We start from the raw sequence: 26,106 nt of genomic DNA, 5'->3' as shown, positions 1-26,106 counted from the left end.
TCACGCGTCGTAGTCGACCGTGACCTGGTCGCTGACCGGGAAGCTCTGGCAGGTGAGCACGAAGTCGCGCGCGACCTCGTCGGGTTCGAGGGCGTAGTTGCGGACCATGTCCACCTCGCCGGAGCCGACCCGCGCCCGGCACGTGCCGCACACCCCGCCCTTGCACGCGAAGGGCAGGTCGCCGCGCGTCGTCTGGGCCGAGTCGAGGATCGTCCTGTCCCGCGCCATCGGCGTCGTCGAGCTGCGGCCGTCCAGGACGACGGTGACGTCGCTGGTCACACCCTCGATCACGGCGTCGGCGTGGCGTACCTGCGGCGGCGGCTCGTCCACGTAGAACAGCTCGAGGTGCACCTTCTCGCGGGGCACGCCGAGCTCGTCCAGGACCCGGCGGGCGTCCGCCAGCATGCCGAACGGCCCGCACAGCCAGACGTGGTCCATGTCCGGTGCCGGCACCAGGGTGGTCAGCAGCAGGCGGAGCCGCTCGGCGTCGAGCCGGCCGGAGAACAGCTCGACGTCGCGCGGCTCCCGGGACAGGACGTGCATCAGGTCGAACCGGCGGTGGTGCGCGTCCTTGAGGTCGGCGAGCTCGTCGGCGAACATCACCGAGGCCACCCTGCGGTTCCCGTAGAGCATCGTGACGTGCGCGTCCGGGTTCGCCAGCACCGACGTGGCGATCGAGAGCATCGGCGTGATGCCGGAGCCGGCCGCGATGCACAGGTGCCGGCCGCCGGCCGCCGGGTCGGCGCGGAAGCTGCCCGACGGCGCCTGCACCTCGACCCGGTCACCGGGCCGCACCTCGCGGACCAGCCAGGTGGAGAACAACCCGTCCGGGACCTCACGGACCCCGACCCGGGGCCGAGAGCCCGCGGGAGCGCAGATCGAGTACGTGCGGCGGTGCTCGACGCCGTCGATCACGCGGCGCAGCGTCAGCGACTGGCCCGGGGCGAAGTCGAACACCCCGCCCAGCCCGCCGGGCACGTCGAAGGTGACGGCGACGGCGTCGTCGGTGAGCCGCTGCACGTCCGCCACGGTCAGCGTGTGGAAGGCCGTCCGGGCGGACACCTCGGGCGCGAGCGCCATCAGATCTCCTTCACGTGGTCGAACGGCTCCAGGCAGGCCCGACAGCGGTACATCGCCTTGCACGCCGTCGACCCGAACTCCGAGGTCAGCTCGACGTCTGCCGCGTCGCAGCGAGGGCAGCGCACCGCGCGCCGGGTCGGGCCCAGGCGGAGCGGGACGGCGACGCGGGCGGAGCCCTCCGCCGCCGCACCTCCCGCGGCCCCCGGGCCCGGCCCGGCGGCAGGGCCCGTGGCGACCCGCTCCGCCGGCGGAGAGATCCCCGCCTCCGCGAGGGCCGCCCGGCCCTCCGGGGTGATCCAGTCGGTGGTCCAGGCGGGATGCAGCGCCACCCGGACGCGGACGTCGTCGTACCCCGCCTCGTGCAGGCTGCGCACGATGTCGTCGCGCATGGTGGCCATCGCGGGACAGCCGGAGTAGGTCGGCGTGATCGAGACGACGACCGCGCCGTCGTCAGAGGTCTCGACGTTCCGCAGCACACCGAGGTCGGCGAGCGTGAGCATGGGCAGCTCCGGGTCGACGACGCCTCCGGCGACCGCACGGGCCCGCTCGGCACGCGTCGGAGCCGCGGGCGACGGCGGAGCCACGACCGCGGCAGCCGCACGGGTGCGCGTCGGGGTCACGGTCACCACCGGCCCCTCGGGTGGGCACGGGCGACGGACTGCGTCTCGGCGAGCATCCGGCCGAACGCCTCGGTGTGCAGGCCGTCCCGGCCACGGCGCCCGCGGACGCCGGCTCGCCGCCCGGCCTCGGGTCGCTCGACGGCGCTCGCGGACAGCACCTGGTCGAGCACGCCCTCGACCTCGCCGGCGACCTGGCCGGGGTCCACCCCCGCGCCCGACGCGGCGGCCGCGGCCTCGATCTCGTGGGTCTCGAACAGCTCGCCCCAGAACGGCAGCAGCTCGGCGAGCGCGTCCGTCACACGACGTCGCGACTCGTCGGTGCCCTGCGCGAGGGTGAGGAACCAGCGGCCGGCGAAGTCGCGGTGGTAGGTCAGCTCCTTGACGCCCTTGGCGGCGACGGCGGCGAGCACGGCGTCGCGGCTGTCGGCGAGCCGCTCGAACAGGGCCAGCCGCCAGGTGGAGAACAGCAGGACGCGGGCGATCGTCTCGGCGAAGTCGCCGTTGGGCAGCTCCGCGAGACGCACGTTGCGGAACTGGTGCGGGTCGCGGAAGAACGCGAGGCGGTCCTCGTCCGGCACGGGTGAGCCCTCAGGGAGCGCGGGCACGACGGCTGGGTCGGCCGCCGCGGCGCGGGCGAGCAGCAGCCGGGCCTGCCCGAGCAGGTCGAGAGCGATGTTCGCGAGCGCGATGTCCTCCTCGAGGTCCGGCGCGCGGCTGCACCACTCCGCGATCCGCTCGGACGCCACGAGGGCGTCGTCGCCCAGCATCAGGCAGTACGCCGCGAGCACGGACGGGTCCACGCCCTCGGGGACCGTGGTGTCGACCCCGGCGAGCGGGTCCTCGAAGTCGGTGCCGAACGCCCAGTGGGCGTCGTTGACGAGCAGACCGGCGTAGGCGTTGTCGTGCTCGCCGGGCTCGGGGACACCGGTGCGGCCGGCGGCGGGGACGTCGGGCATGGTGGTTCTCTCCGCTACATGTGGGGGACGTTCTCGGGGATCTCGTAGAACGTCGGGTGCCGGTAGACCTTGTCGCCGCTGGGGGCGAAGAGCGGGTCCTTCTCGTCCGGGCTGGACGCGGCGATCGCGTCGGAGCGCACCACCCAGAGGGAGACCCCCTCGTTGCGCCGGGTGTACACGTCGCGCGCGTGCCGGAGCGCGAGGGCGTCGTCGGGAGCGTGCAGCGAGCCCACGTGGACATGGTTCAGGCCGCGCTTGCCGCGCACGAACACCTCGTACAGGGGCCACTCGGCCCGCGTCCCGCCGCTCATGGCGTCTCCTCCCGCGCCGTGCGGGACGCCGGCGACCGATCGGTCGGCGTGACCGCGGTTCCGTCGTCGGTTCCGTCGTCGTTCATGCCGCCTCCTCCTGCTCGGCCTGCTTCCGGGCGAAGGCGGTCGCCGCCTCGCGGACCCACGCACCGTCGTCCCACGCCTTCTTCCGGTGGGCGACGCGCTGCGCGTTGCACGGGCCGTCGCCCTTGACGACCTGCCAGAACTCGTCCCAGTCGACCTCGCCGAAGTCGTGCGCCCGACGCTCCTCGTTCCACGCCAGGTCCGGGTCGGGCAGCGTCACGCCGAGGGCCTCGGCCTGCGGGACGGTCATGTCGACGAACCGCTGGCGCAGCTCGTCGTTGGTGTGCGTCTTGATGCCCCACGCCATCGACTGCTCGGTGTTCGGGGAGGCGTCGTCGGGCGGGCCGAACATCATCAGCGACGGCCACCAGAAGCGGTCCACGGACTCCTGCACCATGGCGCGCTGCTCGTCGGTGCCGCGCATCATCGTCATGAGCAGCTCGTAACCCTGCCGCTGATGGAAGGACTCCTCCTTGCAGATCCGGATCATCGCGCGCCCGTACGGGCCGAAGGAGGTGCGGCACAGCGGCACCTGGTTGCAGATCGCGGCGCCGTCGACGAGCCAGCCGATCGTCCCGACGTCGGCGTACGACAGCGTCGGATAGTTGAAGATCGACGAGTACTTCTGGGCGCCGGTGACCAGGCGCTCGGTGAGCTCGTCGCGGGTGACGCCCAGGGTCTCCGTCGCGGAGTACAGGTAGAGCCCGTGGCCGGCCTCGTCCTGCACCTTCGCGAGCAGGATCGCCTTGCGGCGCAGCGACGGCGCGCGGCTGATCCAGTTGCCCTCGGGCTGCATACCGATGATCTCGGAGTGGGCGTGCTGGGCGACCTGGCGCACGAGCGTCCTACGGTACTTCTCGGGCATCCAGTCCCGCGGCTCGATGCGGTCCTTGCGCCGGAGGGTGGCCTCGAAGTGCGCCTCGAGGTCCGGGCTGCCGCCCGCGGTGCCGGGCGTGCGCCGGGGCGCACCGCCCGCTTCGATGGCCGACGTCATCGTGACCTCCGTGATCCCGCGAATTACTGACCGAACGTTCGGTTCCTAAGGTGTCACAGAACCGGCGCCCGGCGCAACGCCCGGGCGAGCGTGCGCAACCGCCGCCGAGGCGGCAGGGCCACGCCCGGTCGGTCCTTCGTTGAATGATCGGCAGCTCAATCTGCCGATCATTCAACGAAGGACCGACCGTGCACCCGGCGGGGCCGACGACGGCGGCGGGCGCGCTCGCCCCTCCCGGCCTGCGCCGGGAGAGCAGTCCTCAGCCGATGCTCCACTGCTGGTTGGCGCCCGCGTGACACTCGTAGACGTTGAGGGGGGAGCCGTTCTCGGTACCCGCGCCCTCCACGTCCAGGCAGAGACCCGTCTCGATGTTGCGCACGGTGCCGTCCGTCCCGGCGCTCCAGCGCTGGTTCGCCCCGCCGTGGCACTCGTTGATCGCGACGCCGACGCCGGACGCCCCGCCGCTGGGATCGTCCAGGCACTTCGTGCCGCCGACGCGGAGCTCGCCCGTCGCGCTGACGGTCCACCGCTGGGCGACCGAGCCGTTGCAGTCGTAGATCTGCAACGTGGCGCCGTCGTTCAGGAGGGCTTCGGGCACGTCCACGCAGCGGCCCGACCCGACACCCTGCAGCGCGACGACGGGCGGGTCCGGTGGCGGCGGGGGGGGCGTCGGGCTGGGTACGGGGCTTGGCTCGCTGCTCGGGGTCGCGGAGACCTCTGCCGCACCGGACGTACGCGCCACGGCCTCCGGGGAGGCCGTCGACGTCGCGCCGGCCGACGGCTCGACGCCGTCGCGCGAGAACAGCCACAGCATGCTGACGACCGCGACGAGCACGAGCGTGCCCGCGACCACCCACGAGCCCACCGCCACGGTGCTCGTCCGGGCAGGAGGTCCGGCGTCGTACATCGTGATGCTCCATCCCTTCCCGACGAACCGAGCAGACCCTACCGCGCAACACCCACAACGCCCGTCCCACGGCTCAGCGATCACGGGGAAGAAACGCCGACGAGGTAGGGGTGAGTGCCCAGGTAGGCACCAGGGGGCGCTCCCCACGCCCCTACCTGAGCACCCACCCCTACCTCGCTACGCCCTACCCGCGCGATCTCTAAACGATTCGGCCTCTGGCTCGCACTGGTGCGGCTCGCGGAACCTGGCGGCACGTCAACCCGGCCGGCCCGTCGGCCGAGCTCAAGGAGGAGCCCCATGTCAGTCCGTGCGCGAACGCGCAGCCTCGTCCTCATCGCCGCCATGGCGCTGGCCGTACCGCTCGGCCTGGTCGCCGTCGTCACCGCGGACACCGTGACCGCCCCGCCGGCGGCCGCCCACGGCAGCGTCACCGACCCGCCCACCCGCAACTACGGCTGCTGGGACCGCTGGGGCGACGACTTCCAGAACCCCGAGATGGCAACCATCGACCCGATGTGCTGGCAGGCGTGGCAGGCCAACCCGAACACCATGTGGAACTGGAACGGCCTGTACGTGAACGGCCTCGGCGAGAACTACGAGTCGGCCATCCCGAACGGGCAGCTCTGCTCGGGCGGGCACGCCGAGTCCGGCCGGTACGACTCCCTGGACAACCCGGGCGAGTGGGTCGCGACCGGGGTCGACCAGCAGTTCCACCTCACCCTGACCGACGGCGCGCAGCACGGTGCCGACTACATGCGGATCTACGTGTCCCGCCCCGGCTTCGACCCGACCACCGAGGCACTCGGGTGGGACGACGTCGAGCTGGTCCAGGAGACCGGCTACTACCCGTCGCAGGGCGCGTACGAGACCGACGTCGACCTGGGGAACCGCAGCGGTCGCGCCGTGCTGTTCACGGTGTGGCTGGCCGGGCACCAGGACCAGAAGTACTTCCTCTGCTCGGACATCAACATCGGCGGCGGCGACCTGTGGCCGGACGAGCCCCAGCCGGAGCCGACCGACCCGAGCCCGGAGCCGACCGACCCCGAGCCGACCGACCCCGGTCCCACGGACCCGACCGACCCCGCCTGCGACGCCGAGGTGAACGTCACCAACTCCTGGGGCGGCGGCTTCCAGGGTGAGGTGACCGTGACCGCCGGCGCCGGAGCCATCGGCGGCTGGGAGGTCGTGGTGGACGGTGCCACGATCACACAGGCATGGAACGCGACGCTGTCGGGCACGAACACCCTCACGGACGCGGACTGGAACGGCACCCTCTCGGCCGGGGCGTCGACGACCGCAGGGTTCATCGCCGACGGCGACGGGAGCGACCTGAGCGCCACCTGCTCCGCCACCTGAGCGGGCCGAGACCGCCGCGGGCCTCGGCCCCGCGGCGCGCCGGGAGGCGACGGCGTTCCAGGTACGCCGTCCTTCCCGGCGACCCAGGGCACCGGGGTGACGACCCACACGCGCGGGTCGTCCCCCGGTGCCCGCTCGTTGCGCCCGTCCGTCCCGTCCATCCGTGCACCCGTCCGTCCACCCCGTCCGTGCAGCCGAGCGCGGCACCGGCCCGGAAAGGTATCGTCCAGACATGCCGGAGCCCGCCAAGCGTGTCGTGATCTACGTCCGGCACGCCGACGACGTCGACCCCGGTCACGTCCAGGAACAGCGATGCCGCGCCTGGGCGGCGGACGAGGGGCACGAGGTCGTGGCCACGTTCACCGACGAGGCCCCCGGCAAGCCGTCGGACGCGGACCGCGGCCGGCCGGCGTTCGAGAGCATGCTCGAACGCGTCGGCGCCGGTGACGCCGACATCGTCGTCGCGCTGTCGCTCGACTGCCTCGCGCAGGACGGGCAGGACCGAGCCCGGCTCGGCGGGCTCCCCGCCGACGTCGTCGTCCGGCACCGGTGCGGGTCCGACGACGGCGAGGCCCCCTGGTACATCGCGCCGATGGTGCTGGGCACGATCGCGACCGGGATCGGCGTCTTCCACACGCTCGCGAACGCCTGGGCGTCCACGACGGCCGCGTCCGTCGTGGCGATCCTCACGGCCGTCGCCCCGATCGCCGTGGCGGCGCGCACCGTCGCCCGCGCGCCGTCGCCGTCGCCGTCGCCGTCGCCCGTCACCAGCCTCGCTCCGCTCCTGCTGTGCACGACGACGGTCGCGCTCCTCGCCGCCCTCGGGTTCGGCGTGCATCCCGGTCTCGCCCCGGCAGGCCTCGCTGCGCTCGGCGGCGTGCTCGCCCCGGTCACGAGCGTTCTCGGCGCGCTGCGCATCCTGGCCACGCCGACCGGCGAGAGCTGGTCGGTGGTCGGTCACCCATCGACGTGACCAATCAGTGAGACCGATCTTGTCGATCGATTGTGTCGGAGCTAGGCTCGCCCACATGCGCATCGTGCGAAGGTGCCGCGTCTGTCGGTAGAGCGTCCACGCCACGTCGGACCCGTGTCGAGACCGTGCCCCGCGCGGACCACCGGTCGTGACGCCCGTGCGACGCTCCCGCACCGTTCCGATCCGCACCGACCCCAGGAAGACGGCGGCGTCACGCACGGCTGTGCCGGCACGCCGCCGGCCACGCGAACCACCTGTCACCGCCGGACGACACGAAGGAAAGAGAATCATGGCCCGCATCTATGACGACGCGACCAAGCTCATCGGGAACACCCCGCTGGTGAAGCTGAACCGGCTCACCGAAGGCCTCGAGGCGACCGTCCTCGCCAAGCTCGAGTTCTACAACCCGGCCAGCTCGGTGAAGGACCGCATCGGCGTGTCGATCATCGACGCCGCCGAGGCCTCCGGAGAGCTCAAGGAGGGCGGCACGATCGTCGAGGGCACCTCGGGCAACACGGGGATCGCCCTCGCCTGGGTGGGCGCCGCGCGCGGCTACAAGGTCGTCCTGGCGATGCCGGAGACCATGTCCAAGGAGCGCCGCGCGCTGCTGCGCGGGTACGGTGCCGAGCTGGTCCTGACGCCGGGCTCCGAGGGCATGAAGGGTGCCGTGGCCGCGGCCGAGAAGATCGCCCAGGAGCGCGAGGGCGCCGTCCTGGCACGCCAGTTCGCCAACGAGGCGAACCCGAAGATCCACCGCGAGACCACGGCCGAGGAGATCTGGGCCGACACGGACGGCGTGGTGGACGTCGTCGTGGCCGGTATCGGCACCGGCGGGACCATCACGGGCGTCGGCCAGGTGCTCAAGGAGCGCAAGCCCGACGTGAAGATCGTCGCGGTCGAGCCGGAGGAGTCGCCGATCCTGAACGGTGGCGAGCCCGGTCCGCACAAGATCCAGGGCATCGGCGCCAACTTCGTCCCGGAGATCCTCGACACCACGGTGTATGACGAGGTCATCGACGTGAACGCGGGCACCGCCATCGAGTTCGCCCGCCGCGCCGCCCGTGAGGAGGGCCTGCTGGTCGGCATCTCGTCGGGGGCGGCACTCTCCGCGGCCCTGGACGTCGCGAAGCGCCCGGAGAACGCCGGCAAGACGATCGTCGTGATCATCCCCAGCTTCGGCGAGCGCTACCTGTCCACCCCGCTGTTCGAGGGCCTGGTCGACTGATGGCCACGTCCTGGGCGCCACCCTTTCTCCAGCTCCTCAAGGAGGACGCCGAGACCGCGCGCGCCCAGGACCCGGCCGCGACCTCGCTGAGCGCGGTGGTCGTGACCTATCCGGGCGTCCACGCGGTCTGGCACTACCGCGTCGCGCACGCCATGTGGCAGCGGCCGGCACTGCGGCTCCCCGCGCGGATCCTCTCCCTGGTCTCCCGGCTGTTGACGGGAGTGGAGATCCATCCGGGCGCGAGGATCGGCCGGCGGCTGTTCATCGACCACGGCATGGGCGTCGTCATCGGCGCGACCGCCGAGGTGGGCGACGACTGCCTGCTCTTCCACGGCGTCACGCTGGGCGGCCGGTCGATGCGCCCGGGAAAGCGCCACCCGACGCTCGGCGACCGCGTGCTGGTCGGGTCGGGTGCGAAGGTGCTCGGGCCGCTGTGGATCGGCGACGACGCGAAGGTCGGCGCGAACGCGGTGGTGACGCGTGACGTGCCGAACGGCGCGGTGGCCGTGGGGATCCCGGCACGGAACCGGACACCGTCGCCGGCCCGGACGTCGACGCCGCTGGAGGACCCGTCACAGCTGATCGAGTACGTGATCTGACACCACGCCGTCCGCCTCCGGGGAGACCTTCCCGCCTCTCCCCCAGCGCGAACACGCCCATGAAACCCAGCACGACGGCGGTGGCGCCCCAGTCCCCGGGCGGCACCGGCGCGGCGAGCGGATTTCGGACGAGGCCTCGTCCGGGCACGTCACCCGGGCCGGTGGCGCTCCGCCAGGTCGTCCGGAGCCTTCGAGAGCCAGGCGTCCTGGAGCGCCTCGGCGAGGTGCTCGTCCGCGACCACGTCGAGCTGCACCAGCACGGCCGGGAAGCCGTCGAAGTGCTGGATCGTGAAGAGGCCGGGCCGTCCCGCGGCCAGCACGGCGTCCTTCTCCCCCAGGTCGTCGACGGTGACGGCGAGGATCGGTCCGGTGGGCACCGGCTCGTCGCCGAACCGCTTGATGTCGGCCTTCGAGAAGGACCGTTCCCAGGCGAAGGCGGTGCCCGCCACGAACCAGGACCGGCCGCGGTAACGGGTCCCCTCGGTCGTCTCCGGGAGGTCCGCGACGAGTCGGGCCACATCCTCGTAGGTCGCCATGGTCCGAGGGTATGCCCGTCGCGACGCCGGCGGCACCCCTGGCCGCCGTCGGACACGCTAGGGTTGGCGCAGTACCTGGGACGCGCGGTCCCAGGCAAACCCGCCCGCTCGACGACGAGGACTCACCATGCGTATCGGCATCCAGACCGGCTACTGGTCGCGCAAGCCCCCGAAGGGCATCCAGCAGTCCATCCTGGCCGGCGACAGGCTGGGCCTCGACTCGGTCTGGACCGCCGAGGCCTACGGGTCGGACGCGTTCACACCGCTCGCCTGGTGGGGGTCGCGCACCAGGAACGTCCGGCTCGGCACGGGGATCGCGCAGATGGCCGCGCGCACGCCCACCGCCACGGCGATGCAGGCGATGACGCTGGACCACCTGTCGCACGGACGCTTCGTGCTGGGGCTCGGCGCCTCCGGCCCGCAGGTCGTCGAGGGCTGGTACGGGCAGCCCTACCAGCGACCGCTCGCCCGCACGCGGGAGTTCGTGGAGATCGTGCGCGAGGTCGTCGCCCGCGAGCGCCCCGTCACCTATGACGGCGCCTTCTACCGGATGCCGCTGCCCGACGACGCCGACGGCGCCACCGGGCTGGGCAAGGCACTCAAGCCGACCGTCCACCCGTACCGCCCCGAGATCCCGATCGTGCTCGCGGCACAGGGGCCGAAGAACATCGCGCTCGCGGCGGAGATCGCGGACGGCTGGATGGGGTCGTTCTACGCACCGCGCCTGGACGGGGAGTTCCAGGAGCTGCTGGACGCGGGGTTCGCGAAGCGTCGTGACGAGCGGTCCCCGGCGGGCGAGTTCGAGGCGATCGCGACGGTGCCGGTGTTCGTGCGGGACGACGTCGAGGCGGCCGCGGACATGATCCGGCCGTTCGTCGCGCTGTACGCGGGCGGGATGGGCGCCAAGGGCGCGAACTTCCACAAGCAGTCGCTGGACCGGATGGGGTACAAGGACGCGATGGACGAGGTCCAGGACCTGTACCTGGCGGGCCGCAAGGAGGATGCGGCGCGCGCGGTGCCGACGGAGCTGGTGGACGAGGTCGCGCTGATCGGCCCGGCGAAGCGGATCCGGGAGCGGTTCGGCGCCTGGGAGGACACGCTCCTGACGACGATGCTCGTCCAGGGCGACCCGTCGTCGGTGCTCACGGTGCTGTCGATCGCGCAGGAGCACGCCGCCCGGGCCGCGGGCACGTCGTCCGACCGCCGCGCCGCCCGTGCGCGCTCGGTCGCGGGGCGCGCGCTGGCGAGGCTGGCGCCGTCGAAGGTGCCCGGGGCGCGCTGAGAACAGGCACGGGACCGGCCCACCCGCCCGGCGGCCGCCTACGATGCGTGCCATGCCCGATGAGGAGTCGTCCGACGCCGAGCTCACGCCCGCCGAGGAGTATGCCGCCGTCGTGCTGGGACTGGTACGCCGGATCCCGCCCGCCCGTGCGATGACGTACGGGCTGATCGCGGAGATCGTCGCCGAGGACCTCGGGCGCGGCGGGCCCCGGCAGGTCGGGAACGTGATGGCGGCGTCCGGGGACCGTTACCAGCATCTGGTGCCGGAGGACGCCGTCGTCGTCGGGCCCGCGCAGGACACCTTCGAGGTGCCCTGGTGGCGGGTCGTCAATGCGGCGGGCTCGCCGCCGGCGAGGCACCTCACCGCCGCCCTCGACGCGCTGCGCGCGGAGGGCTGCCCGCTCACCCGGGACGGACGCCGCGTCGACCTGAAGCGCGCCGTCTGGTTCCCGGGCGCCCCGGACCCGGTGGACCGGCCCGTCACCAGACCCAGCCGGAGACCGGGGCCACCGGCCACCTGAGCGCCGCGGCCGCCGCCGGCGAGGGCGCCCCCGGCGTGCGCTCCGTGATCAGGCCGGCGCCGCGAGCGCGGCCGGGCGACGGCTTCGGCGACCGCGGCCGTGCCGCGCGGGCCGAACGTCTTCCGGTCGAGCGTCCGGCGAGACAGGGCGGACAGCGGCTCGCCGACGCGACCATTTCGACGGACCACGGCGGGCCGGGCCGCCGTGCGCCACGTGGCCGGCTCGCCGGGCAAGCCGCGGCCGTCAGGTCTGGCAGGTGCCGCACCAGAAGAGGTTGCGGCCCGCGAGCTCCTTGAGCAGCACCGGGCTCCCGCACACGCGGCAGGCCAGACCGTCGCGGTGGTAGACGTAGAATGCCTGGTCGGCAGGGACGGCATCGGGGTTGCCGTCAGTGTTCTGCCGGGTCCGCCGCCTGTCCGGCGGTGGTGGCCCGGTCCCCCGCCGCGACTCTCCGTCCGGGGCCGCGGCGCGGTCCTCCGGGCGGGTGGTGACGATCGCGCCCGTGCGGGCGCCGTCGCGCAGGAGGACGACCAGGTCGTCCCAGATCGCGTGGGCCGACGACGGCGGGACGTCCCGCCCGGGCCGCAGCGGGTCGACTCCGGCCCGGAACAACGCCTCGGCCCGGTAGATGTTCCCGACCCCGGCGATCACCGACTGGTCCATGAGGAGCTGCCCGATCGTCACCCGGGAGCGGCCGGCCTGCGCGACGAACCGGCCGGCGTCGTGCCCGGGCTCCCCGGCACGGATCGGGTCGGGCCCGAGCCGGGCGGTGACGGTGTCCTTCTCGGCGGGCGTGATGACCTCGCAGGCGGCAGGCCCGGTCAGGTCGGCGACGGCGTGCGCCCCCAGCATCCGCACCCGTACCTTGCCCCGCGGCTCGGGCGGCTCCCACCCGCCGCCGTCCGAGCCGGCCGTCGCCGCGCCCACCGGGAGGCCCGGCGTCGTCTCGCGCTCGCCGATGCGCCTGCGCGGGGCGCCGATCGCATGGGCGACCCCGGCGGCTCCCGGTGCGCCGGCGAAGGTCCACGCCCCGTAGAGCCCGAGATGCGTCCGGAGCCAGAGCGTGTCCGCGCCCACGCCGTCGTCGTCGGAGGCGAAGCCGCAGAAGAGCTGCTTGCCCCAGGCCTCGACCGCGACCAGCCGCCGCCCGGAGAGGACGGCGGCGCCGCCGTCGAACCTGCCCTGCGGGCTCGTCACCCGCGGGCGCTCGCCGCCGAACAGGTCTCGCAGGGTCCGCGCGAGGCGGTGGACGGTGTGGCCCTCGGGCAACTCAGCGGGTCTTCTCGTAGGCGGCGAGCTGGTCGATGCGGCGCTGGTGACGTTCGTCGCCGCTGAACGGCTCGGCGACGAAGGCATCGACGATCGCCGTCGCCTCGTCCACGGTGTGCATGCGGCCACCCACCGCGACGACGTTCGCGTCGTTGTGCTGACGGCCGAGCGTGGCGGTCTCGACGGACCAGGCCAGGGCCGCGCGCACCCCGTTCACCTTGTTCGCCGCGATCTGCTCGCCGTTGCCGGAACCGCCGATCACGATGCCGAGCGAGCCCGGCTCCGCAACCACCGCCTCGCCGGCGGCGAGACAGAAGGACGGGTAGTCGTCGAGCGGGTCGAGCTCGTGGGCGCCGTGGTCGGTGACCTGGTGGCCGGCGTCGGTCAGGTGCCGCGCGAGGTGAGACTTCAGCTCGAACCCGGCGTGGTCAGCGGCGATGTGCAGATGCATGCCCTCATCCTCTCCCACGGCCGGGCGCCTTCTCCACCGCGGCCCGTACCATGGACGACCGAGGCCGCGCGCGTACCCTGACGCCATGACGACCGAATCCATCCCCGTGAGGTCGGGAATCGACCTCGCTGCCCTCGACCCCGGGGTCCGTCCGCAGGACGACCTGTACCGCCACGTCAACGGCCGCTGGATCGACGCTCACGAGATCCCCGCCGACCGCGCGATGGACGGCGCGTTCCGGGCGCTGCACGACCAGGCCGAGGAGCACGTCCGCGAGATCATCACGGACGCCCCCGCCGGATCCCGGATCGGCGACCTGTACGCGAGCTTCATGGACACCGAGCGCATCGAGGCGCTCGGCGCCGAGCCGCTCGCCGACGACCTCGCCCTGATCGCCGGCGTCACGGACCACGACGACCTCACCCGTGCGCTGGGCGCGCTGCAGCGCACCGGTGGAGCGAACGCCATCGGCTTCTGGGTGGACAACGACGCCAGGGACACCGAGCGCTACGTCGTGTACCTGGTGCAGTCCGGTATCGGGCTGCCCGACGAGACGTACTACCACGACGAGCAGTACGCCCCGGTGCGCGAGAAGTACGCACCCCACGTGGCGCGCATGCTCGCGTTCGCGGACGTCACCGGCCGGTGGGGCATCTCCGCCGAGGACGCCGCGGCGCGCGTCGTCGACCTCGAGTCCCGCCTCGCCGAGCACCACTGGGACGTGGTCAAGCGGCGCGACGCGACCCTCACCTACAACCCGATGACGCTGGACGAGCTCGCCGAGCGCGCGCCAGGGTTCGACTGGCGCACCTGGGCCGAGGCACTCGGAGCCCCGGAAGGCGCGCTCGACCGGCTGGTGGTCCGGGAGCCCGGCTTCGCGGACGGGTTCGCCGCCCTGTGGACCGGGGCCGCGCTGCTGGACTGGCAGCTGTGGATGGCGTACCACCTGGTCACGGCCCGTGCCCCGTACCTGGCCGACGAGATCGTCGAGGCCAACTTCGACTTCTACGGCCGCGTGCTCACCGGCGCGCAGGAGGTGCGCGAGCGGTGGAAGCGCGGGGTGTCGGTGGTCGAGGGCGCACTGGGGGAGGCCGTCGGCGCGGAGTACGTGGCGCGGCACTTCCCGCCGGAGCACAAGGAGAAGATGGACCGGCTGGTCGACGCCCTCGTGGCGGCCTACCGGGAGTCCATCGAGAGCCTTGACTGGATGACGCCCGAGACCAAGCCCAAGGCCCTGGTCAAGCTGGAGAAGTTCACGCCCAAGGTGGGCTACCCGGTGAAGTGGAAGGACTACTCCGGGCTCTCCGTGGACCCGGCGGACCTGGTGGGCAACGTGCGCCGGTCGAACGCGTTCGACCAGGACCGCGAGCTCGACAAGATCGGCCGGCCGCTGGACCGCGACGAGTGGTTCATGACGCCGCAGACGGTCAACGCCTACTACAACCCGGGGATGAACGAGATCGTGTTCCCGGCCGCGATCCTGCAGCCGCCGTTCTTCGACCCGTCCGCCGACGACGCCGTGAACTTCGGCGGCATCGGCGGCGTCATCGGGCACGAGATCGGCCACGGCTTCGACGACCAGGGCTCCAAGTACGACGGCGACGGCCGCCTCGAGAACTGGTGGTCGGACGCGGACCGCGCCGAGTTCGAACAGCGCACCAGCGCCCTGGTCGCACAGTACGACGCCTTCCGCCCCGCGCAGCTGGACGCGGCGGAGCACGCGGACGTGCACGTCAACGGGTCCCTCACGATCGGCGAGAACATCGGCGACCTGGGTGGCCTGTCGATCGCGATCAAGGCGTACCGGATCGCGCTCGGCAGGCCGCTGTCCGAGGCGCCGGAGATCGACGGCCTGAGCGCGCTGGAGCGGATCTTCCTCGGCTGGGCGCAGGTGTGGCAGTCCACGGGCCGGGACGAGGAGGTCGTGCGGCGCATCGCCATCGACCCGCACTCCCCCAACGAGTTCCGCTGCAACGGCGTCCTGCGCAACATCGACGAGTTCCACGAGACCTACGGGACGACGCCGGGCGACGCCCTGTACCTCCCGCCGGAGGACCGCGTCCGCATCTGGTGACACGCACGCGAAGCGGCCGGGGTGGCCGGCCTTTCCTGGCTGACCACCCCGGCCGCTTCACGCGCCCCTCGCTGCTGACTTGCGTTCATCAGCCCCTGAGACCCACATAGAGATCGCGCGGGAAAAAGCCGCCGGCGAGGTAGGGGCGAGTGCTCACGTAGGGGCGTGGGGAGCACCCCCTGGCGCCTACCTGAGCACTCGCCCCTACCTCGCCGGCGTTCCTCCCCGCGAGGTCGCCGGGGCGGGAGGAGCCGGGGGGCGGGGTGGCAGGAGGGCGCCGGGGGTGTCGGCGCCCTCCTGGGTCGGGCTGGGTCAGCCCTGGGCCGGGTCGGGGGTCAGCAGGTGGCCGACTCGTACGGGGCCCTGAGGGTCGCCGTGGTCCCCGCCGTCTTCGCCTCCCCGGTGGTGACGCCCGGGCCGAACGACGTGATGCCCGGTTCGAGCGTGATCGTCTCCTCGGTGCCCGGCCTCAGCGTCATCTTCTCCGTGCCGAAGTCGGATGCGACGTCGACCGTGCTGGTCGCGTCGCCCCTGTTGTGCGCGACGACGGTGAGGGTGGCCTCGTCACCGGTGCACTGCGGCACCGCCGAGAGGTCGATGGCGTCCGCCGGGTCGGTGGTCACCGAGGCGTCCTGACCGCCGGCGTCCCGGCCGCCACCCGGACCGTGACCGCCACCCGGACCGTGGCCACCGCCAGGACCGTGGCCACCGCCAGGACCGTGACCGTGACCACCGCCATGCCCCGGCCCGCGCCCGTCGTCGGGCTCCGCGAGCAGCTCGAGCTCGGCGAGCACCGGCTCACCCTCCCCCGCGACCTCCTCGATCACGAGACGCACCTGTTCGTAGTCCTTGCGCCCGTCGATCGTGAACGGGCGCAGCTGCCGCGCCCAGCGGAACTCCTCGTTCGAGCGCTCGTCCAGCGTGCGCCACCGTCGGCCGTCGTGGGAGCCCTCGAGCCGCCACGCGCTGGGCGTCGCGGTCCCGGCCGTACCCGAGGTGAGCGTGTACCCCACCAGGTCCGGCTTCTCGCCCTCGCTCTCCCAGGTGACCGTCGGCGTGGACGTGGAGAACTCCGCCTGCGTCCCGGAGGTGTCGTCCACCAGGCCGTCGGTGGCCGTCCCGTCGTCGGTGACGATCGTCCCGGACGAGGTCACGTCGGCGGCCGGCTCCGGAGCGTCGCCGCCTCGGGTGAGCGACGGCGGCGCGTCGCGGCGTCCCGTGCCCCAGTCGGACGGCTCGGGCCCCATGACGAAGTCGAGCCGCGCCCCGCCGGACAGGTCCTTCTGGGACAGCGACGTCGACGAGGTCCGCCGGCCGTCGACGGCGAGCGACTGCACGTACACGTTCTCCTGCGAGTTGTGCGCGGCGTCGATCACCAGGTCACCGTCCGGCAGGTGCACGGTGGCCCGGTCGAACAGCGGCGAGCCGACGGCGTACTCCGCCGAGCCGACCTGCAGCGGGTAGAAGCCGAGCGCGGCGAACAGCCACCACGACGACATCTCGCCGTTGTCCTCGTCGCCGGGGTAGCCCTGGCCGATCTCCGACCCCACGAACAGCCGCTGCGTGACCTCGCGGACGATCTCCTGCGTCTTGTGCGGCGCGCCTGCGGCGTCGTACAGCCACGGGATGTGGTGCGAGACCTGGTTGCTCATGCCCCACTGGCCGAGGCGCACGTCGCGCGCCTCGCGCATCTCGTGGATGACGCCGCCGTAGCTGCCGGTGCGGGTGGCGTCCTCCGGCGTCGCGAAGAACTCGTCGAGCTTGTCCTCCAGGCCCTCGGTCCCGCCGTACAGGTTCGCGAGGCCGTTCGGGTCCTGCGGCGCGTGGAACGCGAAGTTCCAGCCGTTGGTCTCCGTGTAGCCGTTGCCCCAGACCCGCGGGTCGTAGTCCCCGGGCGCGGTCGCGAACTCGCCGTCCGCGTGCCGCGGCGCGAAGAACTCCGTCTCGGAGTTGAACGACCCCACGTAGTGCGTCGCCCGCTCCAGGAAGTACTCGGACTCCTCCCGCAGCCGGGCCCGGCGCTCCCGCGGCACGTCCCGGTCCTTGGCCAGCTTCGCGGCCATGTTCCCGATGCCGTAGTCGTTGATCAGGCCTTCCAGGCCCCAGGACACCGACTCGTGCGTCTCCTCGGGCGTGAAGCCGAGATAGGTCGACGTCTCCAGGCCCTTGCGCCCGACGGCGGAGCTGGTCGGCGCCACCGTCGCGTTCCTCAGCGCGGCGTCGTAGGCGTCGAGCGCCTGCTCGGTCGGCAGGGAGCCCTTCAGGTAGGCGTCCGCGAAGGCGACGTCGGAGCTGGTGCCGGTCATCAGGTCGGCGTAGCCCGGCGAGGACCAGCGCGCCACCCAGCCGCCGTCGCGGTACTGCTGCACGAACCCGTCGACGAGCTCGCCCGCCAGCTCGGGGTACAGCAGCGAGTAGGCCGGCCAGGCGGTGCGGTAGGTGTCCCAGAAGCCGTTGTTCACGTAGATCTTGCCGTCGACGATCTCGGCGTTGGTCTCGGTGTCCGTCGGCTCGCCGGTCGGCGCGGTGACCGGGCTGGCGTACCGGTACTCCGGCGCCTCGGCCGTGCCGGTGTTCTCGAACTGCGAGTTCGGGTACAGGTTGAGCCGGTACAGGCTGGAGTACAGCGTGACGAGCTCGTCCTCGCTCCCGCCCTCGACGTCGATGACGCCGAGCCGGTCCTCCCACTGCGCCGCCGCGGCGGCCCGCACGTCGTCGAAGGACCTGTCGGTCACCTCCAGGTCGAGGTTGGCGCGCGCCTGCTCGAGCCCGATGAACGAGGTCGCGACGCGCAGCTCGACGGTGTCGTCGTCGGACACGTCGAACGTGGCGTACCGGGCCGACGTGCGGTTGCCCGCGGCCTGCCCGACGGCGGTCGGGGTGCGGTCGAACGTGCCCGCGACGTACATGCGGGTACGGCCCACCGACAGCCCGCTGCCGTTCTCGACCCAGCCGCTGACCGTCCCGGTCCCGGCGTCGACGGTGAGGTTCGAGCTGCCGGCGACCTGGTCGACGAGCACGTGGCCGGTGCCGTCGGCGGCGTCGTCGGGGAAGCTGAACCGGAGCACGGCGGAGTGGTCCGCCGGGGTGACCTCGACGGCCTGGCCGTCGGCGAACTCCACGCCGTAGTAGTCGGGGCGGGCCGTCTCGTCGTCGTGGTCGAAGGCGAGGCCGCGCGCGTCGAGGCCGGCGTCGGGCGTCCCGGAGCCGACGGCGGGCTGGAAGGCCAGCTGGTTCCGGTCACCCATCCACGGGCTGGGCTCGTGCGAGATGCCGACGCCCTCCAGCACCGGGCGGTTCTGCTCGTCCGTCGCGGTCTGGTACTCGTACAGCCAGCTCTGGGAGGACGCGTTGGTCATCGGGACCCAGAAGTTGAACCCGTTCGGGACGGCCGTGGCGGGGATCATGTTCCCGCGCGAGAACCCGCCCGAGGAGTGGGTGCCACGGCGCGTGTCGACGAAGTTCAGGTCGGACGAGCCGTCGATGGTCTCGGGCTCGGCCTCGACGGCGATGTCGTCGAGCCAGCCGGAGAAGCGCGTGCCAGCCGCATCGGTGTCGTTGTCGTAGCCGACCAGGATCTGGTCGATCGTCTTCCCGCCGGCGACCGCGCCGACGTCGACGCGCACCGAGTTCCACTGGTCCGCGTACAGGATCTTGCCAGCACCCTGCTCGGCCGCCGTGGCGGTGACGCCGTGCGCGTCGGTGGCGCCGAGGTCCGAGAGGAACGTGCCGTCGGTGAACCGCAGGTCCATCGCAGCGTACGTCGACGGGTAGCCGAGGTCCTCCAGCAGCTCCGGGAAGATCTTGTAGCTCAGGCGGGTGTCGGGGCCGACGGCGAGGTCGACGTCGTCGTACAGCACGTTCGTCGCGTGGGCCGGGGCGTCGGCGAGGTGCGAGCCGGAGTACTGCAGCGACCGCACGCCGTCGAAGCCGACGCCGGACCTGCTGGTGTAGGACGCCGACGTGGGGCCGCCGCCGACCTCGGTGGTCATCGGCTCGGCGACCGGGTCGGTCGGGGTGAGGTCGACGGAGAGGTCCCAGTCGGCGATCTGCAGGATCCCGTCGCCGTGGTTCTCGGTGACGTCGAGCCGGAAGAACCGGTACTCGCCGGTCGGTGCGTCGAGCTCGAAGATGCGCTGCTCGCCGCGGGACCCGAAGCTCTCGCCGGAGCGCTGGTCGAGGTCCGTCCACGTCTCGCCGTCGGACGAGCCCTGCACGGTCCAGGCCTGGGGGTCACGGCCGGCGGCGTCGTTGCCCGAGGTCAGCGCGTAGGCGGACACGGAGGCGGGCTCGGACAGCTCGTAGGCGGCCCAGCCGGTGGACTCGAACACGAGCCACTTCGTGGACGCGCTCGAGTCGGCCAGCTTGTCGACGCCCTCGTTGGGCAGGTTCTCGCCGCTGGCCGTCACCTCGGACACGGTGCCGAGGATGCTGCCCGGGAGGCCGGACAGGAACGTGCCGATGTTGTCGTACCAGGGTTCCCCGTCGCGCTCGGCCGGCTCCGACTCGAGGGGCGCGGCGTCGGACTCCTCGAAGGAGCTGGCGAAGTCGCCGGGTTCGGCCGCGTGGGCGGGAACGGTCAGCAGGACGGTACCTTGCACGACGAGCGCGAGAACCGCTGCTGCGGAGACGGCTCCCCGGCGCTCGTGGCGCCGGGCGATGGCATGTCGCATTCGATCTCCCTCGATCTCTGGTGACACCGCTGTCACTCCTAGGTTCAAGAATTGAACGTAGACGTCCGCCAACGCGGATGTCAACGTCCCGGGCGGCAGGCCGCCGAGTCCGCGCCACGGGTGGGTCCCGGCCGTGGCGGCCTGGTCCGTGGCGCGCCCTCAGCAGGCTACCCGGGCGGGTCAGGGCCGAGGCGGGCGCTCGCCGGTGCCACGCGGGATCAGGCGGGTCTCCAGGGTGACCGTGCGGGGCTCCGTCCCCGCGGCGCGGGGCGTGATCGCCAGGGCCGCGGCGCGGCGGCCCATCTCCACGGCGTCGTACGACACGACGGTCACGCCGAGCAGGTCCGCCAGGTCGAAGTCGTCGAAGCCGACCAGCGCGACGTCCTCGCCGCCGGGGAACTCGTCGAGCGCACGCAGCGCGCCCGCGGTGACCCGGTTGTTCTCGGCGAGCACCGCGGTCGGCGGCTCGGGACCGGTGAGCAGGGCGGACACCAGCATCCGCGCGCCGGCCGCGTCGTGCGCGCCGGACCGGACCCGGTCCTGCGCGCCCGGGTTCCCGAGCTCGGCCATCGCCTCCAGGAAGGCCGCGCGCCGCTCTCGGAAGGTCCACACGTCCGGGTTGTCGCCGACGAACGCGATGCGCCGGTGCCCGTGGTCGCTCAGGTGCCGCACCGCCGCGCGGATGCCGCCCCGGTTGTCGATCACCACCGTGTCCGCGTCCAGCCCCGAGGCCGGACGGTCCACGAACACCACGGGCGTGCCCGCCGCGAGCTCGCCGGCCAGCCGGGCGTGGTCGCCCGTCGTCGGCGTCACCACGAGGCCGCCGACGCGCCGCTCCAGCAGCTCGTCCGTGAGCAGCCGCTCCCGGTCGGTGTCCTCCTCGCACGACGTCGTGATCAGGTGCATGTCGTTGTCCCGCGCCACCCGCTCGATACCGCTCGCGAGCGCCGAGTAGAACGGGTTCGCGATGTCCCCGGAGATGAAGCCGAGCAGCCGCGACGCCCCGCCGCGCGCGAGGTCGGCCGCCACCGCGTTGCGCCGGAACCCGAGGGCCTCCGCCGCCGCGCGCACCCGCTCCCGCGTCGTGTCCGCCACGTTCGGCTCGCCGTTCAGCACGCGTGACGCCGTCTTCAGGCTCACTCCCGCGCGCTCTGCCACTCCCGCCAGCGTCGGCCGACGCGTACCCTGCACCGACATCCTCAGACCTCCTGACGCCGGCGCCGCACCAGCATGTCCACGATGATCGCACCCAGCAGCACCGCACCCGTCACCATGTAGCGGGTCGCCTGGTCGAGATCGAGCAGCGTGAGCCCGTTCGTGACGGACTGGATGACCAGCACGCCCAGCAGCGCGGACCAGGCACTGCCCCGGCCTCCGAAGAGGCTCGTACCCCCGATCACGGCCGCCGCGATCGCCGTGAGGTACGTGTCCGCTCCTCCGGTCCCCTGGTTCGCGGCGCCCAGCCGCCCGGCCGCGAGGATGCCACCGAGCGTGGCGAGCGTCGAGCAGGCCACGAAGCACGAGATCACGGTCCGGTGCACCGCGACGCCCGACAGCAGCGCGGACCTCCGGTCGCTGCCCACCGCACGCACCGAACGGCCCCACCGCGTGCGGCGCAGCGCCACGTCCGCGACGATCACCAGCGCCACGAACAGCACCACCGAGTAGCCGACGCCGCGGGCGGTCGAGAGGTAGCCGACACCCGTCGCCAGCACGGCCGCGAGAGCACCGGTCCGCAGGACGACCTGGGACCACGGGACGCAGGAGAGGTCGGCCCGCCGGCGCCGCTCCCGCCCCCACACCTGCAGGCCCAGATAGGCGACCACCCACACGACCACGAGCGTCCACGCCACGGCGGGATCCAGGAACCCCTGCTGGACAGCACGCACGAAGCCCGACTCGAACGGCAGGTTGATCGATCCCAGCGGGCCGAGCACCCGCAGCTGCACCCCCGCGAAGAACAGCAGCCCGGCCAGCGTCAGGACGAAGCTCGGCAGCCCGAGCCGTGTCGCCAGCACGCCGTAGAAGAGGCCGATCGCCATGCCGCAGACGAGCGCGACGAGCACCGCGAGAGCGAACGGCCAGCCGGCCGTCACCGTGCCGACCGCCACGATCGCGGCCGCCAGCCCGCTCACCGAGCCGACGGAGAGATCGATCTGCCCGACCATGAGCACGAGCACCACGCCGAGGGCGATCACCCCGACGGGGACGCTTTGCAGCGTGAGGTTGACCAGGTTCTCCGCGGAGAGGAAGTCCGGCTCGATCGCCGCGAGCACCACCCACACGAGCACCAGGCCGACGGCGATCGGCGCCATCCCGTGCTCGCCGCGGAACCACTGCCGCAGCACCGCTCCGAGCCCGACCCGCGGCGGCTCCTCCTGCCCGACCGCGGCGGCGATGGTGCTCCCGCCGCCACGCTTCCCGTCTGCGTTCATGGTCTCACCCGCCGTCCCTCGTCCAGCACGCTCCGCGCGGCCCGCCTGCATCCATGGTCCTGCCCACCGTCCGTCGTCCCGCCCGCCGCGGGCGGCCCGGAGACGGCCGGGGCCCCGTCAGCTCCCGCGCGTCCCGTCGTCCTCATCGTCCTCCCCAGTCGGGCCGCACCGCGCCGGTCATGGCGGCGAGCAGGTCCTCGTAGGACGTCTCGCCGGCGTACGTCCCGTGGACGCGCCCGAGCCGCAGCACGAGGATCCGGTCGGCCACGGCCTGCAGGTCGCCGGCCTGGTGGCTGACGAGCACGACGGCGTGCCCGCGTGCGCGCAGCCGCATGATCAGGTTCAGGACCTCCGCGGTCTGCCGCACGCCGAGGGCCGCCGTCGGCTCGTCCAGGACGACGACGCGCGGCGACCCGAGCAGCGCCCGCGCCACCGCGATCACCTGCCGCTGCCCGCCCGACAGCGTCCGCACCGGGTCGCGCACCGACGGCACGCTCGCGGCGAGCTGGTCGAGCACCTGCCACGCCCGGCGCTCCATCTCGATCTCGTCGAGGAACGCGCCCCGTCCCACCTCGTGCCCGAGGAACAGGTTCTCCACGACGTCGAGGTCGTTGACGAGCGCCAGCTCCTGGAACACGGTGGCGATGCCGAGCGCGCGAGCCGCCGCCGGGGAGTCCAGCACGACGGGCGCGCCGTCGATCAGCACCTGCCCGGAGTCGGGGCGGTGCGCGCCGGCGAGCACGCCCGCGAGCGTGGACTTGCCCGCGCCGTTGTCGCCGACGACGGCGAGCACCTCGCGCTCGTGGACGTCCACGTCCACGTCCACCAGGGCGCGGACGCCCCCGAACCGCTTGCTGACCCCGCGCAGCGACACCACCGGGACTGCCGGGGCGCGCCGGGTCGCCGGACCTGGGTCCGCGGGCTCGGCCGTGCCACGCGGGAACGCGCCGCCCGGCCTCCCGGGTGGCGCCGAGGCGGGCGGGAACGTGCCGCCGGGGTCGATGGGCTCTGTCATCCTGTCTCCTGCTCGGACCCCGCGACGAGGCCGCGCGCCTCGCACGCGGTCAGGTACGCGGTGGTGCAGATCTCGTCGGTCGAGTACACGTGCCCGTCCACGATGACGTGCTCGACGTCGTCGGCCCCGACCGCGCGGGGGGCGAGCAGCATGGTCGGCACGCCCTCGGTGACGGCGGTGGTGCGCGGGGCCTCTCCGCGCAGCACCCGCACGGCGAGCTCCGCGGCCGTGGCCGCCTGCTGGTCGGTGGCCTTGTAGATCGTCATGTACTGGTCGCCGGCGACGATGCGCTGCACCGCCGCCAGCTCGCCGTCCTGGCCGGTGGTCGGGGGGACGGGGTCGAGCCCGGCGGCCTTCGCGGCCGCGACGGCGCCGCCCGCGACGCCGTCGCTCGCCGCCAGGATGCCGTCGACCTGGCCCCGGTACCGGGTGAGCATCGCCTCGACCCACTCGGTGGCCTTGTCGGGGCTCCAGTCCGGCGTGTGGTACTCCGCGAGCACCTCGACGTCGGAGGACCCCAGCGCCCGGCGGGCGCCGGCCGCGATGGCGCGGGAGTTCGGGTCGGTGACCGCACCCTGCACGAGCAGCACGCCGGGCGGCCCGCCGCCCGGCGGGGCCTCGGCGTCCGCGGCGGTGCGGGCCTCGAGCGGGGTGCGGGCGGGTACGGCGTCCGGGCCGAGGGCCCCGAGCAGGGCGGAGCCCATGAGGTAGCCGAGGAACTCGTAGTCGTAGGACACGTAGTAGTCCGCGCCGTCGACGAAGCGGTCGTAGGCGACCACCTTCGCGCCGAGCCGGTGCGCCTCCTCGACGATCCCGACGGCGGCCACGGTGTCGACGGCGTCCAGCACGAGCACGTCCGCTCCGCGGGCCAGCATCGACCCGGCCTGCTCCTGCTGGGCGGCGGCGTCCTGGCCGGCGTTGGCGTAGAGCACCTCGCAGTCCGGGCACCGGCTCTCGGCCACCCTGTCGAAGGTGGGATGGTCGGACGCTTCGTAGCGCGCGGTCTGCGCCTCGGGCAGGAGGAGCCCGACCGTGCCCTCGTGCTCCGTCGCGCCGTCCGACACCGCCGTGCACGCCACCACCGACGCGACGAGCGCGACCGCGACCGCGACCGCCCACCAGCGCCGGTACGACGGCACGACGTCCGCTCCCGCGCGCCCCGGGCTCATGCTCCCACCCCCAGGGCTCCGGCCGAACGTGCCGAGTCGAGCGCGACGGCCAGCGCCCCGCGCACGCCCGCGGACCCGCCGAGCTGGGAGGGGACGACGGCGGCCGGCCCGCGCGACGTCGCGACCACCCGCTGGCCGAGCGTGGTCCGCAGCGGGTCGAGCAGGAGGTCGCCCACGTCGACGAGCTGCCCGCCGACGACGACGATCTCCGGGTCGACGATGTTGCACAGGTTCGCCAGCGCCACGCCGAGGTGGCGTCCGGCGTCGTACACCACGCGGCGGCAGCCGGGGTCGCCCTCGACGGCCCGCACGACCAGGTCCGCCAGCGTGAGGTGGCCGGTCTCGGCGGGGAGCATGCCGAGCAGGCTCGACGCCCCGACCAGCATCTCCAGGCAGCCCCGGTTCCCGCAGCGGCAGACCGGGCCGTTCTCGTCGACGGACACGTGGCCGATCTCGCCGGCGACGCCGGACCGCCCCCGCACCGCACGCCCGCCGATCACCAGGCCCGCGCCCACGCCGTGGGAGACACGCACGTACGCCATCGAGTCGAACCCCTGGCCGGCGCCGTACCGGGACTCGGCCAGCGCCGCGAGCGTGGCCTCGTTGCCGACGGTGACGGGCACCCCGAGCTCGCCCCGGAAGAGCGCCGCGACGTCGACGCCGTCCCAGCCGCGCATCATCCCGACGGTGACCACCTCGCCGCTGTCCGGGTCGACCGGGACGGGCACGCCCACGCCGACGGCGAGCAGCTCCTGCGGCGACGCGCCGACGGACTCGACCATCTCGGCGACCAGCAGCGCGGTGCGACGGGTTCCGGCGTCCGCCCGGTGGTCGGCGGCCAGGGGCATGCGCTGGTCCGCGAGGATCCGCATCGAGGCGTCGGCCAGCGCGACGCTCACGGACCGCACCCCGAACCGGACGCCGGCGACGAGGCCGAGGTTGCGGGCGAGAGTGACCTGGAGCGCGCGGCGGCCGTTGCGGACGGACTGGGCCGTGGTGAGGACACCGGCTGCCGAGAGCTCCTTGACGATGTTCGAGATGGTGGCCGGGGACAGCCCGGTGACGCCGGCCAGCTCGATCTGCGTGAGGGAGCCACGCTGCTGGACGGCGCTCACGATCCGGGCTCGGTTGGCCTCACGGAGTGAGGTCTGCGAACCCGGGGTCACCCGATCCGCGCGCACAGCCACACAGTACTTGCTCGAGGGCGAGCTGCTGGTGCGCGCCTCATCTGCGACGTCGCAGCCTCACCCGGGACGGTAACCGTTGAATACACGCGATGAACCGAGTCTTACCAGGGAACCCACCTTGCGTTCACTTCTTGACATCAAGGCTGGATCCCCGTTTGATAGGGCGCGGTTCTTGGGCGCCTCAGACGCCCGACCGTCTCCTGACGTGCCACGGTCCTACCTCGGGCTCGTGTCGCTCGGACGACGGGTCCGATCCAACGACCAACGAAGGTTTGAGGGAAACGAGATGCGAATCAACAAGAAGTCGGCCGGTGCGGCCGCTTCGGTCGCTGTGCTGGGTCTGATGTTGGCGGCGTGTGGTAGCGGCGCGGAGTCGGATGGTGCTGGTTC

Annotated in this window: 22 protein-coding genes; 7 read left to right on the top strand and 15 right to left on the bottom strand. The window is 73.1% G+C overall.

Annotated features, from left to right (window positions below; translation table 11 throughout):
* The 6 genes from paaE to ACYU96_RS07285 all read right to left on the bottom strand — a co-directional run bounded on the left by paaE (window position 1) and on the right by ACYU96_RS07285 (window position 4,952).
* On the bottom strand, window positions 1-1,080 hold the full coding sequence (paaE, locus tag ACYU96_RS07310; RefSeq protein ID WP_460750970.1) for a 1,2-phenylacetyl-CoA epoxidase subunit PaaE: 1,080 nt from the start codon (window positions 1,078-1,080) through the stop codon (window positions 1-3).
* On the bottom strand, window positions 1,080-1,664 hold the full coding sequence (gene paaD / locus ACYU96_RS07305; protein WP_460751933.1) for a 1,2-phenylacetyl-CoA epoxidase subunit PaaD: 585 nt from the start codon (window positions 1,662-1,664) through the stop codon (window positions 1,080-1,082). The genes paaE and paaD overlap by 1 nt, the downstream gene beginning before the upstream one ends.
* 38 nt (window positions 1,665-1,702) lie before the next feature.
* Window positions 1,703-2,656: a 1,2-phenylacetyl-CoA epoxidase subunit PaaC gene (gene paaC / locus ACYU96_RS07300; RefSeq protein ID WP_460750967.1), complete on the bottom strand. Its 954-nt coding sequence runs from the start codon at window positions 2,654-2,656 to the stop codon at window positions 1,703-1,705.
* Between the two features lie 14 nt (window positions 2,657-2,670).
* On the bottom strand, window positions 2,671-2,967 hold the full coding sequence (gene paaB / locus ACYU96_RS07295) for a 1,2-phenylacetyl-CoA epoxidase subunit PaaB (protein WP_460750965.1): 297 nt from the start codon (window positions 2,965-2,967) through the stop codon (window positions 2,671-2,673).
* An 82-nt stretch (window positions 2,968-3,049) separates the two neighbouring features.
* Window positions 3,050-4,045, bottom strand: coding sequence for a 1,2-phenylacetyl-CoA epoxidase subunit PaaA (gene paaA / locus ACYU96_RS07290; RefSeq protein ID WP_460750962.1), 996 nt, complete (start codon window positions 4,043-4,045; stop codon window positions 3,050-3,052).
* A 259-nt stretch (window positions 4,046-4,304) separates the two neighbouring features.
* Complete coding sequence (locus ACYU96_RS07285; RefSeq protein ID WP_460750959.1) at window positions 4,305-4,952, bottom strand: RICIN domain-containing protein; 648 nt, start codon at window positions 4,950-4,952, stop codon at window positions 4,305-4,307.
* A 297-nt stretch (window positions 4,953-5,249) separates the two neighbouring features.
* Between ACYU96_RS07285 and ACYU96_RS07280 the strand changes: the two genes are divergently transcribed.
* From ACYU96_RS07280 to epsC, 4 genes are all read left to right on the top strand, one after another.
* Window positions 5,250-6,308 (top strand): lytic polysaccharide monooxygenase auxiliary activity family 9 protein, encoded by a 1,059-nt coding sequence (locus ACYU96_RS07280; protein WP_460750957.1) that lies wholly within the window; start codon window positions 5,250-5,252, stop codon window positions 6,306-6,308.
* 232 nt (window positions 6,309-6,540) lie between these two features.
* Window positions 6,541-7,281, top strand: coding sequence for a recombinase family protein (locus tag ACYU96_RS07275; protein ID WP_460750954.1), 741 nt, complete (start codon window positions 6,541-6,543; stop codon window positions 7,279-7,281).
* Window positions 7,282-7,570: 289 nt separating this feature from the next.
* Window positions 7,571-8,506, top strand: coding sequence for a cysteine synthase A (gene cysK, locus ACYU96_RS07270; RefSeq protein WP_460750952.1), 936 nt, complete (start codon window positions 7,571-7,573; stop codon window positions 8,504-8,506).
* Window positions 8,506-9,105, top strand: coding sequence for a serine O-acetyltransferase EpsC (epsC, locus tag ACYU96_RS07265; protein ID WP_460750949.1), 600 nt, complete (start codon window positions 8,506-8,508; stop codon window positions 9,103-9,105). The genes cysK and epsC overlap by 1 nt, the downstream gene beginning before the upstream one ends.
* 149 nt (window positions 9,106-9,254) lie before the next feature.
* Here epsC and ACYU96_RS07260 read toward each other — a convergent pair whose 3' ends face one another.
* Window positions 9,255-9,641, bottom strand: coding sequence for an MmcQ/YjbR family DNA-binding protein (locus ACYU96_RS07260; RefSeq protein WP_460750947.1), 387 nt, complete (start codon window positions 9,639-9,641; stop codon window positions 9,255-9,257).
* A 127-nt stretch (window positions 9,642-9,768) separates the two neighbouring features.
* Between ACYU96_RS07260 and ACYU96_RS07255 the strand changes: the two genes are divergently transcribed.
* Together ACYU96_RS07255 and ACYU96_RS07250 are read left to right on the top strand one after the other, a co-directional pair.
* Entirely contained in the window at window positions 9,769-10,923 is a 1,155-nt protein-coding gene (locus ACYU96_RS07255) for an LLM class F420-dependent oxidoreductase (RefSeq protein WP_460750944.1), read from the top strand.
* A gap of 52 nt (window positions 10,924-10,975) precedes the next feature.
* On the top strand, window positions 10,976-11,443 hold the full coding sequence (locus ACYU96_RS07250) for an MGMT family protein (RefSeq protein WP_460750941.1): 468 nt from the start codon (window positions 10,976-10,978) through the stop codon (window positions 11,441-11,443).
* A gap of 243 nt (window positions 11,444-11,686) precedes the next feature.
* On the opposite strand, the gene ACYU96_RS07245 is transcribed toward ACYU96_RS07250, so the two are convergent.
* Window positions 11,687-12,712, bottom strand: a complete 1,026-nt coding sequence (locus ACYU96_RS07245) for an Fpg/Nei family DNA glycosylase (protein ID WP_460750939.1) — start codon at window positions 12,710-12,712, stop codon at window positions 11,687-11,689.
* Between the two features lies 1 nt (window position 12,713).
* Entirely contained in the window at window positions 12,714-13,163 is a 450-nt protein-coding gene (locus tag ACYU96_RS07240) for a ribose-5-phosphate isomerase (RefSeq protein WP_460750936.1), read from the bottom strand.
* Window positions 13,164-13,248: 85 nt separating this feature from the next.
* Here ACYU96_RS07240 and ACYU96_RS07235 point away from each other — a divergent pair, with 85 nt between their 5' ends.
* Window positions 13,249-15,237 (top strand): M13 family metallopeptidase, encoded by a 1,989-nt coding sequence (locus tag ACYU96_RS07235; RefSeq protein ID WP_460750933.1) that lies wholly within the window; start codon window positions 13,249-13,251, stop codon window positions 15,235-15,237.
* Between the two features lie 335 nt (window positions 15,238-15,572).
* On the opposite strand, the gene ACYU96_RS07230 is transcribed toward ACYU96_RS07235, so the two are convergent.
* The 6 genes from ACYU96_RS07230 to ACYU96_RS07205 form a co-directional block, all read right to left on the bottom strand.
* Entirely contained in the window at window positions 15,573-19,910 is a 4,338-nt protein-coding gene (locus tag ACYU96_RS07230) for a GH92 family glycosyl hydrolase (protein WP_460750930.1), read from the bottom strand.
* A gap of 180 nt (window positions 19,911-20,090) precedes the next feature.
* Complete coding sequence (locus ACYU96_RS07225; RefSeq protein ID WP_460750927.1) at window positions 20,091-21,068, bottom strand: LacI family DNA-binding transcriptional regulator; 978 nt, start codon at window positions 21,066-21,068, stop codon at window positions 20,091-20,093.
* A 41-nt stretch (window positions 21,069-21,109) separates the two neighbouring features.
* Entirely contained in the window at window positions 21,110-22,345 is a 1,236-nt protein-coding gene (locus ACYU96_RS07220) for a sugar ABC transporter permease (RefSeq protein ID WP_460750925.1), read from the bottom strand.
* A gap of 142 nt (window positions 22,346-22,487) precedes the next feature.
* Window positions 22,488-23,222 (bottom strand): ATP-binding cassette domain-containing protein, encoded by a 735-nt coding sequence (locus tag ACYU96_RS07215; RefSeq protein ID WP_460751931.1) that lies wholly within the window; start codon window positions 23,220-23,222, stop codon window positions 22,488-22,490.
* Window positions 23,223-23,356: 134 nt separating this feature from the next.
* Window positions 23,357-24,529: a substrate-binding domain-containing protein gene (locus ACYU96_RS07210; protein WP_460750922.1), complete on the bottom strand. Its 1,173-nt coding sequence runs from the start codon at window positions 24,527-24,529 to the stop codon at window positions 23,357-23,359.
* Complete coding sequence (locus ACYU96_RS07205) at window positions 24,526-25,644, bottom strand: ROK family transcriptional regulator (RefSeq protein ID WP_460750920.1); 1,119 nt, start codon at window positions 25,642-25,644, stop codon at window positions 24,526-24,528. Before ACYU96_RS07205 ends, ACYU96_RS07210 begins: the two co-directional genes overlap by 4 nt.
* Window positions 25,645-26,106 lie beyond the last annotated feature (462 nt).

The organism is Myceligenerans cantabricum, assembly GCF_054777735.1.
Note: the sequence above shows the minus strand (reverse complement) of the source record. Positions and strands in the feature narration are given on the sequence as shown.

What these genes read in the sequence shown, in the direction of transcription:
- paaE (WP_460750970.1), bottom strand. Translation starts at nt 1,080, where the DNA reads ATGGCGCTCGCGCCCGAGGTGTCCGCCCGGACGGCCTTCCACACGCTG.
- paaC (WP_460750967.1), bottom strand. Translation starts at nt 2,656, where the DNA reads ATGCCCGACGTCCCCGCCGCCGGCCGCACCGGTGTCCCCGAGCCCGGC.
- paaB (WP_460750965.1), bottom strand. Translation starts at nt 2,967, where the DNA reads ATGAGCGGCGGGACGCGGGCCGAGTGGCCCCTGTACGAGGTGTTCGTG.
- paaA (WP_460750962.1), bottom strand. Translation starts at nt 4,045, where the DNA reads ATGACGTCGGCCATCGAAGCGGGCGGTGCGCCCCGGCGCACGCCCGGC.
- ACYU96_RS07285 (WP_460750959.1), bottom strand. Translation starts at nt 4,952, where the DNA reads ATGTACGACGCCGGACCTCCTGCCCGGACGAGCACCGTGGCGGTGGGC.
- ACYU96_RS07280 (WP_460750957.1), top strand. Translation starts at nt 5,250, where the DNA reads ATGTCAGTCCGTGCGCGAACGCGCAGCCTCGTCCTCATCGCCGCCATG.
- ACYU96_RS07275 (WP_460750954.1), top strand. Translation starts at nt 6,541, where the DNA reads ATGCCGGAGCCCGCCAAGCGTGTCGTGATCTACGTCCGGCACGCCGAC.
- cysK (WP_460750952.1), top strand. Translation starts at nt 7,571, where the DNA reads ATGGCCCGCATCTATGACGACGCGACCAAGCTCATCGGGAACACCCCG.
- epsC (WP_460750949.1), top strand. Translation starts at nt 8,506, where the DNA reads ATGGCCACGTCCTGGGCGCCACCCTTTCTCCAGCTCCTCAAGGAGGAC.
- ACYU96_RS07260 (WP_460750947.1), bottom strand. Translation starts at nt 9,641, where the DNA reads ATGGCGACCTACGAGGATGTGGCCCGACTCGTCGCGGACCTCCCGGAG.
- ACYU96_RS07255 (WP_460750944.1), top strand. Translation starts at nt 9,769, where the DNA reads ATGCGTATCGGCATCCAGACCGGCTACTGGTCGCGCAAGCCCCCGAAG.
- ACYU96_RS07250 (WP_460750941.1), top strand. Translation starts at nt 10,976, where the DNA reads ATGCCCGATGAGGAGTCGTCCGACGCCGAGCTCACGCCCGCCGAGGAG.
- ACYU96_RS07240 (WP_460750936.1), bottom strand. Translation starts at nt 13,163, where the DNA reads ATGCATCTGCACATCGCCGCTGACCACGCCGGGTTCGAGCTGAAGTCT.
- ACYU96_RS07235 (WP_460750933.1), top strand. Translation starts at nt 13,249, where the DNA reads ATGACGACCGAATCCATCCCCGTGAGGTCGGGAATCGACCTCGCTGCC.
- ACYU96_RS07230 (WP_460750930.1), bottom strand. Translation starts at nt 19,910, where the DNA reads ATGCGACATGCCATCGCCCGGCGCCACGAGCGCCGGGGAGCCGTCTCC.
- ACYU96_RS07220 (WP_460750925.1), bottom strand. Translation starts at nt 22,345, where the DNA reads ATGAACGCAGACGGGAAGCGTGGCGGCGGGAGCACCATCGCCGCCGCG.
- ACYU96_RS07210 (WP_460750922.1), bottom strand. Translation starts at nt 24,529, where the DNA reads ATGAGCCCGGGGCGCGCGGGAGCGGACGTCGTGCCGTCGTACCGGCGC.